The organism is Solwaraspora sp. WMMD937 (assembly GCF_029581175.1).
GTDB lineage: Bacteria > Actinomycetota > Actinomycetes > Mycobacteriales > Micromonosporaceae > Micromonospora_E.
Map to the genome: position 1 here is coordinate 4,663,984 of NZ_CP120738.1, position 15,183 is coordinate 4,679,166.

Annotated in this window: 15 protein-coding genes and 1 riboswitch; of the genes, 6 read left to right on the plus strand and 9 right to left on the minus strand. The window is 72.5% G+C overall.

Translation table 11 applies throughout. The annotated features are described in order from the left end of the window. The first annotated feature begins 333 nt into the window (after positions 1-333). Positions 334-1,332 carry a tyrosine-type recombinase/integrase gene (locus O7621_RS20745; RefSeq protein WP_282230786.1) on the plus strand — a complete coding sequence of 333 codons (999 nt, stop codon included), beginning with the start codon at positions 334-336 and terminating at the stop codon, positions 1,330-1,332. 45 nt (positions 1,333-1,377) lie between these two features. On the opposite strand, the gene O7621_RS20750 is transcribed toward O7621_RS20745, so the two are convergent. Then, the gene (locus O7621_RS20750) at positions 1,378-2,169 is read right to left on the minus strand and encodes an endonuclease/exonuclease/phosphatase family protein (RefSeq protein ID WP_282230787.1); all 792 of its coding nucleotides are present in this window, start codon (positions 2,167-2,169) and stop codon (positions 1,378-1,380) included. Here O7621_RS20750 and O7621_RS20755 point away from each other — a divergent pair. From O7621_RS20755 to O7621_RS20770, 4 genes are all read left to right on the plus strand, one after another. Then, complete coding sequence (locus O7621_RS20755; protein WP_281554927.1) at positions 2,162-2,302, plus strand: hypothetical protein; 141 nt, start codon at positions 2,162-2,164, stop codon at positions 2,300-2,302. The two genes, O7621_RS20750 and O7621_RS20755, sit on opposite strands and share 8 nt — an antisense overlap. Positions 2,303-2,365: 63 nt before the next feature. After that, complete coding sequence (locus O7621_RS20760; protein WP_282230788.1) at positions 2,366-3,994, plus strand: IucA/IucC family protein; 1,629 nt, start codon at positions 2,366-2,368, stop codon at positions 3,992-3,994. Then, positions 3,991-5,733 carry an IucA/IucC family protein gene (locus O7621_RS20765; RefSeq protein WP_282230789.1) on the plus strand — a complete coding sequence of 581 codons (1,743 nt, stop codon included), beginning with the start codon at positions 3,991-3,993 and terminating at the stop codon, positions 5,731-5,733. The genes O7621_RS20760 and O7621_RS20765 overlap by 4 nt, the downstream gene beginning before the upstream one ends. Beyond that, positions 5,730-6,911 carry an alanine racemase gene (locus O7621_RS20770; RefSeq protein ID WP_282230790.1) on the plus strand — a complete coding sequence of 394 codons (1,182 nt, stop codon included), beginning with the start codon at positions 5,730-5,732 and terminating at the stop codon, positions 6,909-6,911. Before O7621_RS20765 ends, O7621_RS20770 begins: the two co-directional genes overlap by 4 nt. A gap of 36 nt (positions 6,912-6,947) precedes the next feature. On the opposite strand, the gene def is transcribed toward O7621_RS20770, so the two are convergent. Further along, positions 6,948-7,460, minus strand: coding sequence for a peptide deformylase (def, locus tag O7621_RS20775; RefSeq protein WP_282230791.1), 513 nt, complete (start codon positions 7,458-7,460; stop codon positions 6,948-6,950). Positions 7,461-7,718: 258 nt separating this feature from the next. On the opposite strand from def, the gene O7621_RS20780 reads away from it, so the two are divergent. Continuing rightward, complete coding sequence (locus tag O7621_RS20780) at positions 7,719-7,919, plus strand: DUF5999 family protein (RefSeq protein WP_278174506.1); 201 nt, start codon at positions 7,719-7,721, stop codon at positions 7,917-7,919. A 48-nt stretch (positions 7,920-7,967) separates the two neighbouring features. On the opposite strand, the gene gcvP is transcribed toward O7621_RS20780, so the two are convergent. From gcvP to O7621_RS20815, 7 genes are all read right to left on the minus strand, one after another. Further along, positions 7,968-10,793, minus strand: a complete 2,826-nt coding sequence (gene gcvP, locus O7621_RS20785; protein WP_282230792.1) for an aminomethyl-transferring glycine dehydrogenase — start codon at positions 10,791-10,793, stop codon at positions 7,968-7,970. A gap of 68 nt (positions 10,794-10,861) precedes the next feature. Next, positions 10,862-10,959, minus strand: a riboswitch (glycine riboswitch). Between the two features lie 95 nt (positions 10,960-11,054). Continuing rightward, a complete protein-coding gene (locus O7621_RS20790) occupies positions 11,055-11,633 on the minus strand; it encodes a MerR family transcriptional regulator (RefSeq protein ID WP_282230793.1) in 579 nt (192 codons plus the stop codon). 157 nt (positions 11,634-11,790) lie between these two features. Beyond that, positions 11,791-12,255 (minus strand): bifunctional nuclease family protein, encoded by a 465-nt coding sequence (locus tag O7621_RS20795; protein WP_123604662.1) that lies wholly within the window; start codon positions 12,253-12,255, stop codon positions 11,791-11,793. Positions 12,256-12,347: 92 nt separating this feature from the next. Continuing rightward, entirely contained in the window at positions 12,348-13,043 is a 696-nt protein-coding gene (locus O7621_RS20800; protein WP_282234673.1) for a MerR family transcriptional regulator, read from the minus strand. Between the two features lie 123 nt (positions 13,044-13,166). Next, positions 13,167-13,619 carry an FHA domain-containing protein gene (locus tag O7621_RS20805; RefSeq protein WP_123601610.1) on the minus strand — a complete coding sequence of 151 codons (453 nt, stop codon included), beginning with the start codon at positions 13,617-13,619 and terminating at the stop codon, positions 13,167-13,169. 218 nt (positions 13,620-13,837) lie between these two features. Further along, positions 13,838-14,218 carry a glycine cleavage system protein GcvH gene (gene gcvH, locus O7621_RS20810; RefSeq protein WP_278174508.1) on the minus strand — a complete coding sequence of 127 codons (381 nt, stop codon included), beginning with the start codon at positions 14,216-14,218 and terminating at the stop codon, positions 13,838-13,840. A gap of 69 nt (positions 14,219-14,287) precedes the next feature. Continuing rightward, positions 14,288-15,175 (minus strand): DUF881 domain-containing protein, encoded by an 888-nt coding sequence (locus O7621_RS20815; protein WP_282230794.1) that lies wholly within the window; start codon positions 15,173-15,175, stop codon positions 14,288-14,290. Between the last annotated feature and the right edge of the window lie 8 nt (positions 15,176-15,183).

Genomic DNA, 15,183 nt, shown 5'->3' on the forward strand with positions numbered 1-15,183 from the left:
CGTAGCTGGGTCGATAATATACATTATGTCAACTAGAGGTTCGGACGAAGGCGACTGCCGGCTCGGTTCGGCCTGAAAGAGCTCGACGGAATCGGGTGCGTTCTTCCCACACCCTCCGGGCGTTCGTCACCCCCGCGGGTGGCGGGGCGTCACCGGCGCGCCGTGGTGACGCGTCCCGCTATTCAGCCTCGCACCCGAGGTGTCGCCTGACCGGTACCGGCTCCAGCGGATGCCGGGACGCCCCCATTCAGCTCGCTTGGTTCGACCTCCCCTGCCGGCCGCGGCCCTCGGACGGCTCTGGCGGCGATCCGAAAAGCATGCATAATATACCTTATGCACCAATTTGTGGATCTGGTGGCGGTACGGCTCGTCGAGGACTTCCTCGCCGACCGCGCCTCCCGCAAACCCTCCCCGCACACCCTGGACGCCTACCGCCGCGACCTCGTCGCCGTCCTACGCCTGATCGGCGACTCCACCGAACCGACTCCCCTGCCCTGGACCGACGTACCGCTGGACGCGCTCGACCAGCGACGGCTCCGCGCCGCGTTCGCCCGGTTCGCGGCCCCCCGATCCCCCGCGTCGGTGCACCGGGCCTGGTCAACGTGGAACTCGTGGTTCAACTTCCTGGTCGCCGATGGCGTCGCCGCCGGAAACCCGATGCCCGCCGTGGGCCGCCCCCGGGCCCCGGTGCCACTACCGAAGCCGCTACGGGGCGAGGAGACCCCGGAGACGCTGCTGGCTGCCGCCGCGCGGACCGACCCCCGCCAGCGCGACCCGTGGCCGGAGCGTGACCTGCTGGTGGTCGCCCTGGCGCTGTGCGCCGGTCTGCGCCTCGGCGAGCTGCTGGGGCTGCGGGTCGGTTCGGTCGCGGGCCGGCCCGGTGAACGCCGGATCGAGGTGGCCGGCAAGGGCGGTCGGCTGCGGACCGTCCCGGTGGAGGCGGCCGTCGACGTCGTCGTCGACGGCTACCTGGCCAGCCGGCGGCGACGGTTCGGCCCCCGGTCGGTACGCCCCGGAGGTTCGCTGCTGGTCGACCGGCGCGGCGCCGCCCTGCGCCGCGGCGGCCTGCAGTACCTGGTGCGGTCGTGTTTCCGGCGGGCCGGGATCACCGAGCGGGTGCCGCGGGGTGCGCAGCTGCACGCGCTGCGACACACCTTCGCCACCCGGTTGGCCGAGGACGGGGCGAACGCCGCCGAGATCATGCGGCTGCTGGGCCATGCGAGCCTCACGGCCAGCCAGAACTACATCGAGGTGACGGCCGACCAGCAGCGGGCGGCGGCGCGGGCCAACCGGTCGAACCGGTCGCTGCGCCAAGTCGTCGGGCCGGCCTGAACTGGCGGTGACGGCGCTGGCCCCGGACCGGGCGGGGCCAGCGCGCTACCGGGTGGCGGTCGAGACGGTGACGGTCAGTGGGCGGTGGTCGGAGACGGGGACGTCCGGTGCGGCGGCGGTCACGGCGGTCAGCGCGGGCGGCGCGTCACGCGGATCGAGCAGGATGTGGTCGAGTTGGATCCGGGGCCGGGCGGCCGGGTAGGTGGGCAGCCGGCCCAGTGGTCGCCAGCCGGTGGCCGCGCCGGCCACCCCGGCCGGCATGTTGAGGTCGCCGAGGAGGAGCCGCGGTGGCGGCATGGCCCGCAGGGCACGGGTGACGATCCGCAGCTGACGCAGGTTCCAGCCGGGGACGAACGACAGGTGGGTGGCGGCGACGGTGACCGGGCCGTGCGGGGTGTCGAGGACGGCGGCGAGCAACACCCGTGGTTCGTCGCGTAGGAGCAGCAGCCGGGGGCCGGGGCCACCGACGGCGACCGGTGCGGGTACGGGGGCCGAACCGAGCCGGACGGTCCGCCAGTGCCGGGCCGGGTACCGGCTGATCAGGCTGACCCCGTAGCGGGGTTCGTCGTGTCCGTCGTGGTCGTGACGGGGCACCCGGTAGGTGGTGCCGGGGGTGCCGACGAGGGCGGCGGCGAACCGGTGGGTGCCGGCGGTGAGCGCGGCGGCGGCCAGCGCGGTCAGGTCGAGGTGCCCGCTGCGGGGTTGGGCGTGGTCGACTTCCTGCAGGGCGCAGATGTCGGCGTCGAGGTCGGCGATGGTGGCTGTGATCCGGTCGGGGTCGACGTGCCCGTCGTGGGGTGAGCGCCCGTGCAGCAGGTTGTAGGTGGCCATGCGCACACGGGCACCTTACGGGGTGCGGGTGGTGTGGCAGGGTGGCGGGATGGTGGTGAAGGCGTTGTGCTGCAGCGCGCTGGTGTTCCTGGTGGTGGGCTGGTGCGGGGTGTGGCTGCGGCGGCGTCGGGGACGGTGAGGCGTGCCGGTGGTTTGTCGGTTGCCTGGTGGGTGGCGCAGGTCGAGGTCCGTGGGAGGTGCGGTGTCGTCGGTGGAGTGTCCGGACGTGGCGGCGACGGTGGCGGCGGTGCGGCGGTGCCGGCCGGAGCTGGTGGATGCGGTGTCGGCGGCGGTGCCGGGGGCACGGGCGGCGGTGCTGGCACGGTTGTGGGGTGCGTTGGGGCGTGAACCGGTGCCGGAGGTGACGGACCGTCGGGTGGTTGACGGACGGCTGGTGCTGGGGTTGGTTGACGGGCGGCGGGTGGTGGGCCCGGCGGAGGCGGCGGAGTTGTTCGCGGCGGCGGGCCCGGGGCTGGGGGTCTCGGTGGTGGGGCCGGCCGGTGACCGGGCGGTGGCGGATCCGGCGGAGTTGTTGTCGGTGCTGGGGTGGACTGGTGGTGGGGCGGTCGCCGGTGAGCTGGCGAACAGTGTGGCGAATCTGGCGTTGGCGCGGGGTGCGCGGGCGGCGTCGGGTGGTGGCGGGGGTCTGGTCCGGTCGGCGCTCGGCTGGGAGCAGGCGGTCGTGGACGGGCATCCGGTGCATCCGGGGTGCCGGACCCGGGTGGGGATGTCGACGGAGGAGGTGCTGGCGTACGCGCCGGAGCATCGGCCGGTGGTGGAGGTGGAGTTGGTGGCGGTGCCGGGTGACCGGTGGGTGAGTTCGGGTGCGGGGTTGCCGCCGCTGCTGCCGGTGCATCCGTGGCAGCGGGATCATGTGCTGGGCGGGTACGGGTGGTTGCGACGGACCGGCCGGGTGGTGCGGGTACGGCCGTTGTTGTCGTTGCGGACGGTGGAGCCGGTGTCGTCAGGCGGGGGCTGGCAGTGGAAGACGGCGGTGGATGTGCAGATGACCAGTGCGGTGCGGACGGTGTCGGAGGCGGCGGTGCGTAACGGTCCGGTGGTGACGGCGTTGGTGGCGCGGTTGGCGCGGCGGGTGCCGGGGTTGTGGGTGTTACCGGAGGTGGCGGCGGGGGCGGTGGTGGTCGACGGGGGGTTGTCTCGGTCGTTGGCGGTGGTGCGGCGTCGGGTGCCGCGGGTGGGCCCGGGGGTGCAGGTGATGCCGGTGGCGGCGTTGGCGGCGCCGGTGGGGGTGCCGGGTGGTCCGTCGGTGGTGGCGGGTCTGGTGCGGGCGGGGTACGGCGGTGATCCGGTGGCGTTCGTGTCGCGGTTGGCGCGGGTGGTGCTGGGGCCGGTGGTGGAGCTGCTGGGTAGGGGGGTGGGGCTGGAGGCGCACGGGCAGAACGTTCTGCTGGTGTGGCGCGGTGGTCGGCTGGTGCGGGTGTGGTATCGGGACGTGGGTGGGGTGCGGTTGGATGTGCGGCGGCTGGCGGCGGCGGGGGTGCCGGTGCCGGCGGTGTACGGCGATGTGGTGGCCGAGGATCCGGCGGAGGTGGCGGTGACGGCGGTGGCGGCGGTGGGGACGGCGTTGGGTGAGCCGGTGGCGGTGCTGGCCCGGGAGTTCGGGGTGGAGCCGCAGGTGTTGTGGCGGGCGGTGGCGGTGGTGGCGCGGGACGTGGTGGCGGGGTTGCCGGCGGCGGCGCGGGGGTCGGTGGCGGCGGCGGTGCTGGGTGGGCGGTGGCCGGTGAAGGCGGTGTTGTCGATGCGGTTGGCGTCGGATCCGTTGACGCCGCGGTGGGCGTGGGTGGCGAGTCCGTTGGCGGGTGCGTGGTGAGCGGCGTCGGGTCGGTGGTGGGGCTGTCCGGTGGCCGGTCGTGTGGTTGCGGGTTGGGTGTGGTCGGGGTGGACGCGGCGGTGGCGTCGGCGGTGGCCGGGTTGGGGCGGGTGGCGCCGGACCTGGTGGCGGGGTTCCGGGAGGCGGTGCCGTGGGCGGCGGGGGTGGTCGGTGGCCGGCTGGTGGATGCGTTGTGCCGGGAGGATGTGGGTGGGGTGCGCCGGGCGTGGCGGGGCGCGGGCCGGTGGCACGGGTTCGACCGGTTCGTGGCTGACGCGGGGTCGGTGGCGGATCCGTTGGCGGTGTTGCCGGTGTCGGTGCTGGCACGACGGCGGGGGTGGGCGTTGGCGGTGGAGTTGACCGACGCGGTGGTGAATCTGGCGGTGGCGGTGGCGCGGCCGGGTCCGGCGCGGGGTCCGGATGATCCGGACGGGTGGGGGGTGTGGGCCGAGCGGTTGGCGGTGGCGGGGCACAACCTGCATCCGTGTGGGCGGACCCGGTTGGGGTGGTCGGTGGCGGATGTGGTGGCGCACGATGTGGAGTCGCCGGCGACGGGGGTCGGGTTCGTGGCGGTGCGCCGGGATCTGCATGTGGGTGAGGATGTGGCGGCGGAGTTGGCGCGCTGGTATCCGCAGGTGCCGGTGGCGCCGCCGGGCTGGGTGGTGCAGCCGGTGCATGTGTGGCAGCGGGCGGTGGTGTCGTCGCGGTACGCGGATCTGCTGGACCGGGGGTTGGTGCGGTTGCTGCCGGGGGTGGTGCCGGCGGTGCCGACGGCGGCGGTGCGTACGGTGCTGCTGCCGGCGGGGCGGGACGGTTCGCGGCGCTATCTGAAGATGTCGGTGGACATTCAGGTGACGTCGACGCGGCGGACGATCTCGGTGGCGAGTGTGCGTAACGGTCCGGCGTTGTCGACGGTGTTGGCGTCGTTGGTGGCGGCCGACGAGGTGGCGGCGCGGCGGCTGGTGTTGTTGCCGGAGGTGGCGGGTGCGGCGGTGCGGGTGGGGTCGGGGCGGGACATGTCGGTGATCGTGCGGGACGGGTTGGCGGGGCGGCTGATGCCGGGTGAGGTGGCGGTGCCGGGGGTGGCGTTGGTGACGGCGGCGCAGTTGGGGCGGCGGGTGGCGGATTTCGGTGGGGTGCGGGGGTCGGTGGGGGCGGCGGCCGGGTTGGGGTTCCTGGGGGCGTACGCGCGGGTGGTGTTGCCGCCGTTGCTGCGGTTGGCGAGCCGGTTCGGGGTGGCGTTGGAGGCGCATCTGCAGAACTGTCTGCCGACGTTCCGTGGCGGGGTGCCGTTCCGGTTGGTGGTGCGGGACTTCGCGGGTCTGCGGTTGTTGTTGCCCCGGTTGGCGCGGGCGGGGGTCGAGGTGGGGTTGGCGTCGGGTTCGGTGGTGGGTACCGACGACGCGGCGGTGATGCGGGCGAAGTTGGGGTACACGGCGTTGCAGGCGCATCTGGGTGAGGTGGTGCTGGGGTTGGTGTCCGGGTGGGGGGTCGACGAGGCGGCGGCGTGGCGGGTGGTGCGGGAGGTGGTGGACGAGGTGTACGACGGGTTGCGGTCGGCTGGTGGGGTCGTCGCGGGGTGGGCGGCCGACGATCATCGGGCGTGGACGGCGCCGATGGTGGCGCACAAGGCGTTGGTGCGGATGCGGTTGTCCGGTGCCGGGGACGTGTACGTGCCGGTGCGCAACCCGGTCGGTGATGCCGGGTTCGATGGTGGTCCGCCGGTGGGGGCGCGGTGACGGGTGTGGTGGTGCCGCCGCGGGTGGCGGCGGTGGTGGCGGAGTTGGCGGCCGGTGACGAGCCGGTGTGTGCGTACGTGTACGACCGGGCGGTGTTGCGGTCGGTGGCGGCGCGGGTGCGGGCGGCGTTGCCGGCGGGGTCGGTGCTGTTGTACGCGATGAAGGCGAACGGGCATCCGGCGGTGGTGGCGGAGTTGGCGGCGGCGGTGGACGGGGTCGAGGTGGCGTCGGGTGGCGAGTTGGCGGCGGCGGTGGCGGCGGGTGCCGGTCAGCTGGTGTTCGGTGGGCCGGCGAAGACGGACGGGCAGTTGGCGGCGGCGGTGGCGGCGGGTGCGGTGGTGAATGTGGAGAGTGTGTTGGAGTTGCGGCGGCTGGATCTGGTGGCGCGGGCGGCGGGGGTGTCGGCGGTGGCGGCGCTGCGGGTGAACCGGCCGGGTGGCGGGTTGGCGGGTAGTCACCGGATGGCGGGTGCGGCGACGCAGTTCGGGGTCGACGAGGCCGATCTGGGTGCGGTGGTGCAGGTGGCGGCGGCGCTGCCGGGGGTGCGGCTGGTGGGGTTCAGTCTGCACGCGGTGTCGAACAACGTGGATGCGGTGGCGCATGCGGGGTTCGTGGTGGATGCGGTGGGGTGGGCGGTTGCGGCGGCGCGGCGGTGGGGGGTGGGGTTGGAGTATGTGAACGTGGGCGGCGGGTTCGGGGTGGACTACCGGGGTGGGCGGCGGTTCGATGTGGCGGCGTTGCGGGCCGGGTTGGCGGGGTTGGCGGTGCCGTCGGGGGTGCGGCTGGTGTTCGAGCCGGGCCGGCTGCTGGTGGCGGACGCCGGCTGGTATGTGGCGCAGGTGGTGGATCTGAAGCGGACGCAGGGCCGGTGGTTCGCGGTGGTGCGGGGTGGTACGCACCACTTCCGGTTGCCGGCGGCGTGGGGGTACGACCATCCGTTCGGGGTGGTGCCGGTGGACCGGTGGCCGTATCCGTTCGCCCGGCCGCAGGTGGCGGCGGTGGCGGTGGATGTGGCGGGTGAGTTGTGTACGCCGCGCGATGTGCTGTGCCGGGGGCAGGTGGTGGGGCGGCTGCGGGTGGGTGACGTGGTGGTGTTCGGCCGGGCCGGCGCGTACGGGTGGGACATTTCGCATCATGATTTTCTGCGGCATCCGTACCCGCGGATGGTGGTGGTGTGATGGTGCCGTCGGCCCATGGTCGGGCCGGTGCCGGGGTCAGCGGCGGGCCCAGTGGGCGGCGCGGATCTCACGCAGCGCCCGGCGGCGGGTGTCGCCGCGCAGGGTGTCGACGTAGAGACGGCCGTCGAGGTGGTCGGTTTCGTGTTGCAGGGCGCGGGCGAGGAATCCGCTGCCGGTGACGGTGACGGGTTGGCCGTGCTGGTCGACGCCGTGCACGGTGGCGTGGCGGGCGCGGGTGGTCGGGAAGTACAGGCCGGGGATGGACAGGCAGCCTTCGTCGTCGGTGTCGGTGTCGTCGGGTGACAGCTCGCCGGTGGGTTCGAGCCGGGGGTTGACGACGTGGCCGCGGTGGCCGTCGGCGTCGTAGACGAACACGCGGGCGCTGACGCCGATCTGCGGGGCGGCGACGCCGGCGCGACCGGGGGCGCCGAGCAGGGTGTCCATCAGGTCGGTGACCAGTGCGCGCAGGGTGTCGTCGAAGTCGGTGACCGGTTCGGCGGGGGTGCGCAGCGCGGCGTCGCCGATGATCCGGATCGGGCGCATGGTCATGGCGGTCAGGCTACCCGGGGAACTGGTGCGGGTTGCCGGGTGTGCGGGTCCGTTCGGGGCAGGCGGCGGGTGGCGGCGGGGGCCTAGGATGTGTGGGAGCGTTTCCACGCCAACCGGTCGGACATGCATCGGCCGAAGGGAGGATTCTTGGTCCCGCAGGCCGTCACCTGCCCGGAACGGTGTCGTTCGGCTTGGTAACGTTCATCACTGGTCATGTGAACCATGACACAGCACCCCCCACAGTTCCCGGAGATCCCGATGTGCCAGCACCAACCAATCTGTCCCTCGGCTGACGCCGTCGACCGGGAAGCGGCCCGCGTCGTCGCCTGCTTCCGCGAACAGGGCTGGAGCCTGCTCTGCAACGGTGTCATCGTGTTCGAGGACACCGGCGAGCTGCTTCCCGACGGCAGCAGCATCGCCCCGCACCGCGGCCCCGCCCGGCACGCTCTCGCCGCCTGACCGGCCGCGGCCACCGCAGGCTCACCGTCGAGCCGACCCGACCCGTACTCAGCCGGCGGCGAACGCCTCCGGCGGAGGACACGCGCACACCAGATTCCGGTCCCCGTAGGCGCTGTCGACCCGCCGTACCGGCGGCCAGTACTTCCCGGTCCGCTGCCCCGGCCCCGCCGGGTACGCCGCCACCGACCGCGGATACGGCAGCGCCCACTCGTCGGCGGTGACCAGCGCCGCCGGGTGCGGCGCCTGCCGCAGCGGGCTGTCCGCCACCGGCCACCGGCCGGTCGCGACGTCGTCGATCTCCGACCGGATCGCGATCATCGCGTCGCAGAACCGGTCCAGTTCGGCCAGGTTCTCACTCTCGGTCGGCTCCACCATCAGCGTGCCGGACACCGGAAACGACATCGTCGGCGCGTGGAACCCGTAGTCGATCAGCCGTTTCGCCACGTCCTCGACGGTCACCCCGGTCGCCCGGGTCAACGCCCGCAGGTCCAGCACACACTCGTGCGCCACCAGACCCTTGTTACCGGCGTACAGCACCGGAAAATACGGCCGCAGCCGCGCCGCCACATAGTTGGCCGCCAGCACCGCCGCCCCGGTAGCCCGCACCAGCCCGGCGGCACCCATCAGCCGCAGATACGCCCACGGGATCGGCAGAATCCCGGCCGAACCGTACCGGGCACCCGACACCACCGGCCGGTCAACATCGCCGCCCACCGGATCACCCGGCAGGAACGGCGCCAGATGCGCCCGCACCGCGACCGGCCCCACCCCCGGCCCACCACCGCCGTGCGGAATGCAAAACGTCTTGTGCAGGTTCAGATGCGACACGTCCGCCCCGAACCGGCCCGGCCGGGCGAACCCCAGCAACGCGTTCAGGTTCGCCCCGTCGACGTACACCTGCCCGCCGGCGTCGTGCACCCGGGCACACAACTCGGCGATACCGTCCTCGTACACGCCGTGCGTCGACGGATACGTCACCATCATCGCCGCCAGGTCGTCACCGTGTACGTCGATCAGCCGCGCCGCGTCGGCGACGTCGACGTTGCCGTCGGCGTCGCAGCCGACCACCACCACCCGCATGCCCGCCATCACCGCGCTCGCCGCGTTCGTGCCGTGCGCCGACGACGGAATCAGACACACGTCCCGCCGCGTCTGCCCCCGGGACCGGTGGAAGCCGCGGATCGCCAGCAAACCGGCCAGCTCCCCCTGCGACCCGGCGTTGGGCTGCACACTGACCGCGTCGTAGCCGGTCACCTCCGCCAGCCAACGCTCCAACTCGCCGATCAGCTGCCGGTAGCCGGTCGTCTGCCCGACCGGCGCCAGCGGGTGCACGTCGGCGAACCCCGGCCAGCTGACCGGCTCCATCTGCACCGCCGCGTTCAACTTCATCGTGCACGACCCCAACGGGATCATCCCCCGGTCCAGGGCGTAGTCGACGTCGGCGAGCCGCCGCAGATACCGCAGCATCGCCGTCTCGCTGCGGTACGCGTGGAACACCTCGTGGGTGAGGAACTCCCCGGTGCGCCGCCACCGGGCTGGAATCAGCACCGGCGTCTCCCCTACGTACGCGGGCACCCCGAACGCCGCCCACACCACCGCCAGGTGCTCCCCGGTGGTGGTTTCGTCGCACGCCACCGCCACCGTGTCGGCGTTCACCAGCCGCAGGTTCACCCCCCGGTCCGCGGCCCGCGCCACCACCGCCGCAGCTCCACCCGGCACCGCCGCGGTCACCGTGTCGAACAACGGCCCGTCCGCCACGGCGACCCCGCCGGCGGCCAGACCGGCCCGCAACCGGGCCGCCATCGCGTGGGTACGCTGCGCGATCGCCGTCAACCCCTGCGGGCCGTGGTACACCGCGTACATGGCGGCCATCACCGCCAGCAGCACCTGCGCCGTGCAGATGTTGCTGGTCGCCCGCTCCCGGCGGATGTGCTGTTCCCGGGTCTGCAACGCCAGCCGGTACGCCCGGTCACCGGCCACGTCCCGGGACACCCCGACCAGCCGGCCCGGCAGCATCCGTTCCAGACCGGAACGCACCGCCAGGTAGCCGGCGTGCGGACCGCCGAACCCCATCGGCACGCCGAACCGTTGCGTGGTGCCGACCGCCACGTCCGCACCGTACGCCCCCGGCGGGCGCAGCAACGTCAACGCCAACAGGTCCGCCGCCACCGTCACCAGCGCCCCGGCCGCGTGCGCCGCCGCCACCAGCGGGGCGTCGTCCCGCAGCCGCCCCGACACGCCCGGGAACTGCAGATGCAGCCCGAAAAACTCGTCCGGCAGGCCGGCCCGCACGTCACACACCCGCACCTGCACACCCAGCGGCTCCGCCCGGGTCCGCAGCACCGCCACCGTCTGCGGCAACGTGTCGGCGTCCACCACGTACACGTCGCTGTGCGCCTTCGACGCCCGCCGCGTCAACGTCATCGCCTCCGCCGCAGCGGTCGCCTCGTCCAGCATCGACGCGTTCGCCGTGGCCAGCCCGGTCAGATCCGACACCATCGTCTGAAACGTCAGCAGCGCCTCCAACCGGCCCTGGCTGATCTCCGGCTGGTACGGGGTGTAAGCGGTGTACCAGGCAGGATTCTCCAGCACGTTGCGGCGGATCACCGCCGGCGTGTGCGTGCCGTGGTAGCCAGCCCCGATCATCGACACCGCCGCGGTGTTCGCGTCGGCCAGCCGCCGCAACGCGGCCGTCACCTCCGGCTCGCTGACCGGCTCCGGCACATCCAGCCGGCCCCGCCAGCGGATCACCTCGGGAATGGCGGCATCCATCAGATCAGCGACACTGGCGTAACCGACGACATCCAGCATCCGCTGCTGGGCGACCGGATCGACGCCGACGTGACGGTCGACGAACAGGGACGAGGCACTCACCAGGCGGCTCCCGGGACGAGGTCGGCAGGCAACCTCCCCCTCTGTCGGCGCCGCCGCCTCCAGAGTCGCCAACCCGTGTGGTCCTTCTGCCTGAGAGGTTCCGGGGAGGATTTGCCCCTTCGGCGCCGCCCACCGGGTAGCGGACGGTCTCTCCCGCACGGGGTGTACGGCGATCCCCACGCTACCGGCAGCACCCGCCCTGCGGGGCGGTGACGTCGATCACGAAGCCAGCTCCGGCCGTGTCGACCCGAGCGCCGCCGGTCAGCCGGCGCGGCGGCGCGCCCGCCGCGCCGCCAATTCGTCGCCTCCGGCCACCGTCGCCACCGGCTCCGGCTCCGGCTCCGGCTCCGTCGCCACCGGCTCCGCCGGAAGCTGCGACAACGATCCCTGAATCTCCTTGAACGCCCCGCCGATCGCGATTCCGAACACCCCCTGGCCGCCCTGCAACAGGTCGACGACCTCCTCGGGGGACCGGCACTCGTACACCGTCGTCCCGTCCGAGATCAGGGTGATCCCCGCCAGGTCCCCGACCCCGCGGGACCGCAACGTCTCGATCGCCCTACGGATGTTCTGCAGCGACACACCGGCGTCCAGCAGCCGCTTGACCACCTTCAGCACCACCAGGTCGCGGAACGAGTACAGCCGCTGCGAACCCGAACCTGTCGCGTCACGCACGCTCGGCACCACCAGCGACGTCCGCGCCCAGTAGTCCAACTGCCGGTAGCTGATCCCCACCGCGTGGCAGGCGGTCACTCCGCGATAGCCGACGGCGTCGGCGTCCGAACCGGCACCGTCCACATCATCAGACGATCCCGGCTCCGGCTCTCGCTGTGCGGGCATACGGAAACCTCCCCGTCAGGGCGGCCCACACCAGGACGGAACATGAGCCGATCGACAGGACCAGCCTAACGCCGGCAGCGGGCCGTACCAGGCAACCCGGGCCGCGACACGCCGCGTACAGGCAGCCACGCCACGGGATGACACCCACCGGCAGCGGTCAGCCCGCGAAATCCTCTGGACGCACCTGGTCCAGGAACTCCCGGAACTTCTCGACCTCGTCCTCCTGCTCATCCGGAATCAGGATGCCCGCCTCGGACAGCACCTGCTCAGCACAACGAATCGGAGCACCGACCCGCAACGCCAACGCGATCGAATCGCTCGGCCGCGCCGACACCCGCACACTGTCACCGATGACCAGGTCCGCGTAGAAGACGTTGTCCTTCAACTCGGTGATCTCCACCGCCTGCAGCGGTGCCCGCACCGCGGCCAGCACGTCCCGCAACAGATCATGCGTCAACGGCCGCGCCGGCTTCACGCCCTGCTGCTCGTACGCGATCGCCGTGGCCTCCACCGCACCGATCCAGATCGGCAGGTAACGGTCCCCGTCCACCTCACGCAGCAGCACGATCGGCTGGTTGGTGGGCAACTCCACCCGCACCCCGACCACGCTCAGCTCACGCACCGCCGCCTCCGTGTCGTCGTCACCTAACCCGCTCCGGCCCTCCCTGCACGGTACACGGACCACAGCGCCACCGTCCGGTCCCGCCAGTCACCTCACCGGCCGAGCGCCCCCCGCAGACCCGCCCGAACCAGCGCCGCGTGCAGCTGCTGCGACAACCCGATCAGCTCCCGCGCAGTCTCCGCCGCCCGAGCCCGGGCAGCCGGATCACTCTGCCGCGCCAACGGCGCCACCAACTGGGCGAACAAACCCGACTCGCGGTCCGCCGCCGCCCGTACCGCCCGCAGATGACGCACCTCGAGACCGTGCCGCAGCAGCCCCGCCACCGCAGTGGCGATCACCAGCGCATCGGCGTCATACCAGCCCGGCGCCACTGCAACCACCAGACCCAGCCGCTCCACCTCGGTCAACGTCACCGACTCGAGACCACTGCGGGACAGCAGCTCCGTCCGGCTCAACCGGGACTGCGCCGGCTGCCCCTGCGCCGGCGACCGGCCCGGCACCTCACCGGACGGACCGACCGCGACCAACGTCGGACGCGACCGGCCCGCCGCCGACTCGGCGTCCCGCGCCGCCAACTGCTCACGAATCACCCGCAGCGGAAGATACTGGTCCCGCTGCGCCGTCAGGACGAAACGCAACCGGTCCAGATCGTCCCAGCTGTACTTGCGGTAACCCGACGGCGTCCGCCGCGGCTCCACCAGGCCCTCGGCCTCCAGGAACCGCAACTTCGAAATCGTCGTGTCCGGAAACTCCGGGCGGAGCTGGGCCAGCACCTCGCCGATACTCATCAACGACGAACCGGCCACGTCCTCCCGGGCCGCCGCCTGCTCACTCACCACGACACCCCCGGCTCACCGACCGGCGTCAGCCACACACCGCGCACGAAGCCACCTCCGCCCGCGCCCCGGACCTCAACCGCGGCCGGCCTCCTCGTCCGGCCGCGGACCGGCGATGAAGACCAGCCGGAACTTACCGATCTGGACCTCGTCACCGTTGCTCAGGGTCGCCGCCTCCACCCGCTCACGATTGACATAGGTGCCGTTCAGGCTACCCACATCGCGCACCGTGAAGGTACCGCCGTCACGGTGGAACTCCGCATGCCGCCGCGACACCGTCACGTCGTCCAGGAAAATGTCACTGTCCGGATGCCGGCCACTCGTCGTCACATCGTGATCCAGCAGGAACCGGGCCCCCGCGTTCGGGCCCCGCCGCACCACCAGCAACGCCATCCCCGGCGGCAACGAACCCGACATCCGGCTCGGCACCACGTCGGCGTCCGGCCCCTCCAGCACTTCGTCGAGCGAACCGAGGTTCAACGTCGACGTGACGTCGAGCGGGGGGAACTCGTCGTCTGGGCGCGTCATGGACCACCTCACGGATCTGTTCGGTCGGCGTCGGGTGTGTCGGGTCGGCCACCAGACCTTGAACGATCGCAAGGCGCAAGCTCCCCCGTGCCAGGACGGCAATTTCCGCAACGCTCAACTGTTGTTGGCTTCTCGGTCGACTGGGCGAGCCTAGCCAGCGCCGAAAACAAGGGTCAACAAGACTCGCGGGCACACGATACCTCGCCGCCCCCGCCGGGTCAGCGCTCGGTGAGCTCCCGGTACGCCGCGGCGTCGAGCAACCCGCTCACCGCCTGCGGATCAACCGGCGACAACTGCACCAGCCAACCGGCACCGTACGGGTCGGCATTGACCGTCTCCGGTGCGTCCACCAGCGCCTCGTTACGGGCCACCACCGTGCCGGTCAACGGCGCGTAGATCTCCGACACGCTCTTCGTAGACTCGATCTCACCGCACGGCTCGCCCGCCGTCACCTCGGCGCCGACCGCGGGCAGCTCGACGAACACGATGTCGCCCAACGCCTCCTGCGCGAAATGGGTCACACCCACCCGCACAGGACCGGCGGCGTCACCCGCCACCCACTCATGCTCCGCGGTATACCGCAGATCCTCTGGAATCACGGCCGGTCCTTCGGTCTGTGCACCACTCACCACCACTGACAACCCGCCCACCGACGACACCCCGTCCGATCAGGAGACCGGGCGGGCGTACCGCAGCTGGCTCGGATCGCTCAAGGCCGACACCTCGACCACGTCGCGCTCCTCGACGATCACCGTACCGCCGTCACCGGACACCGAAGCCACCACCCCACCCGGAATGTTCAACGCCGTCCGCATCGTCGACGGCTCACCGATCACCAGCACCTCGTACGGGCCGGTCAACCGCACGCCGTCCACCTCCACACCGCCGTCGACGTCCAGCAGGTAGCTGCTCGCCACGATCCGCACCGACTGCCCGTCCCCGCCGCTGACCTGCATCACCTCGGCACCCGCACCCCGCAGCTCCTGCACCGCGTCCAACAGCTCCGACGCCCGGATCGGCTCCCGGCCGGCGACGAACCGCACCCGCAGGCCCGGCCCCTGCGCCGGCAGACTGCCGCCCAGTACCCCCAACTCGTCCGCCCGACGCGACGCCTCCTCCAACGCCGCCGCCCGGCCCTCGGCACCAGAGGTCAACTGCCGCTGACTCGCCTCCAACTCCGCGATGTCCTGCCGCAGCCGCTCCTCCCGGGCCTCCAGATCCGACAGAATCCGTACCAGATCCTCCTGGCGGGCCGCCGCCAACGTCGGATCCGTCGACGTGCTGCGAACCTGAACGGCAAGGGTGAACCCGAGCAGCACCAGCAAACCCACGATCATCAGCCCGGCAGTGGACACCCGCCGGGCACCCCGACCCGCGCCGGCACCCGACGACCCGTCCTCACCACCGTCGACCCCAGCGCCCGGACTGTCCGGAGCTGGCACCCCGGCGGTGTCCAGCGGCTCCCCGGACCCGGCCGGAACCCGCCCACCCGCACCCGGCGACCGCGCCGGCACCGCGTCCGGCCAGCCCGTACCGGTACTCCTACGTTGCACCATCAGCCACG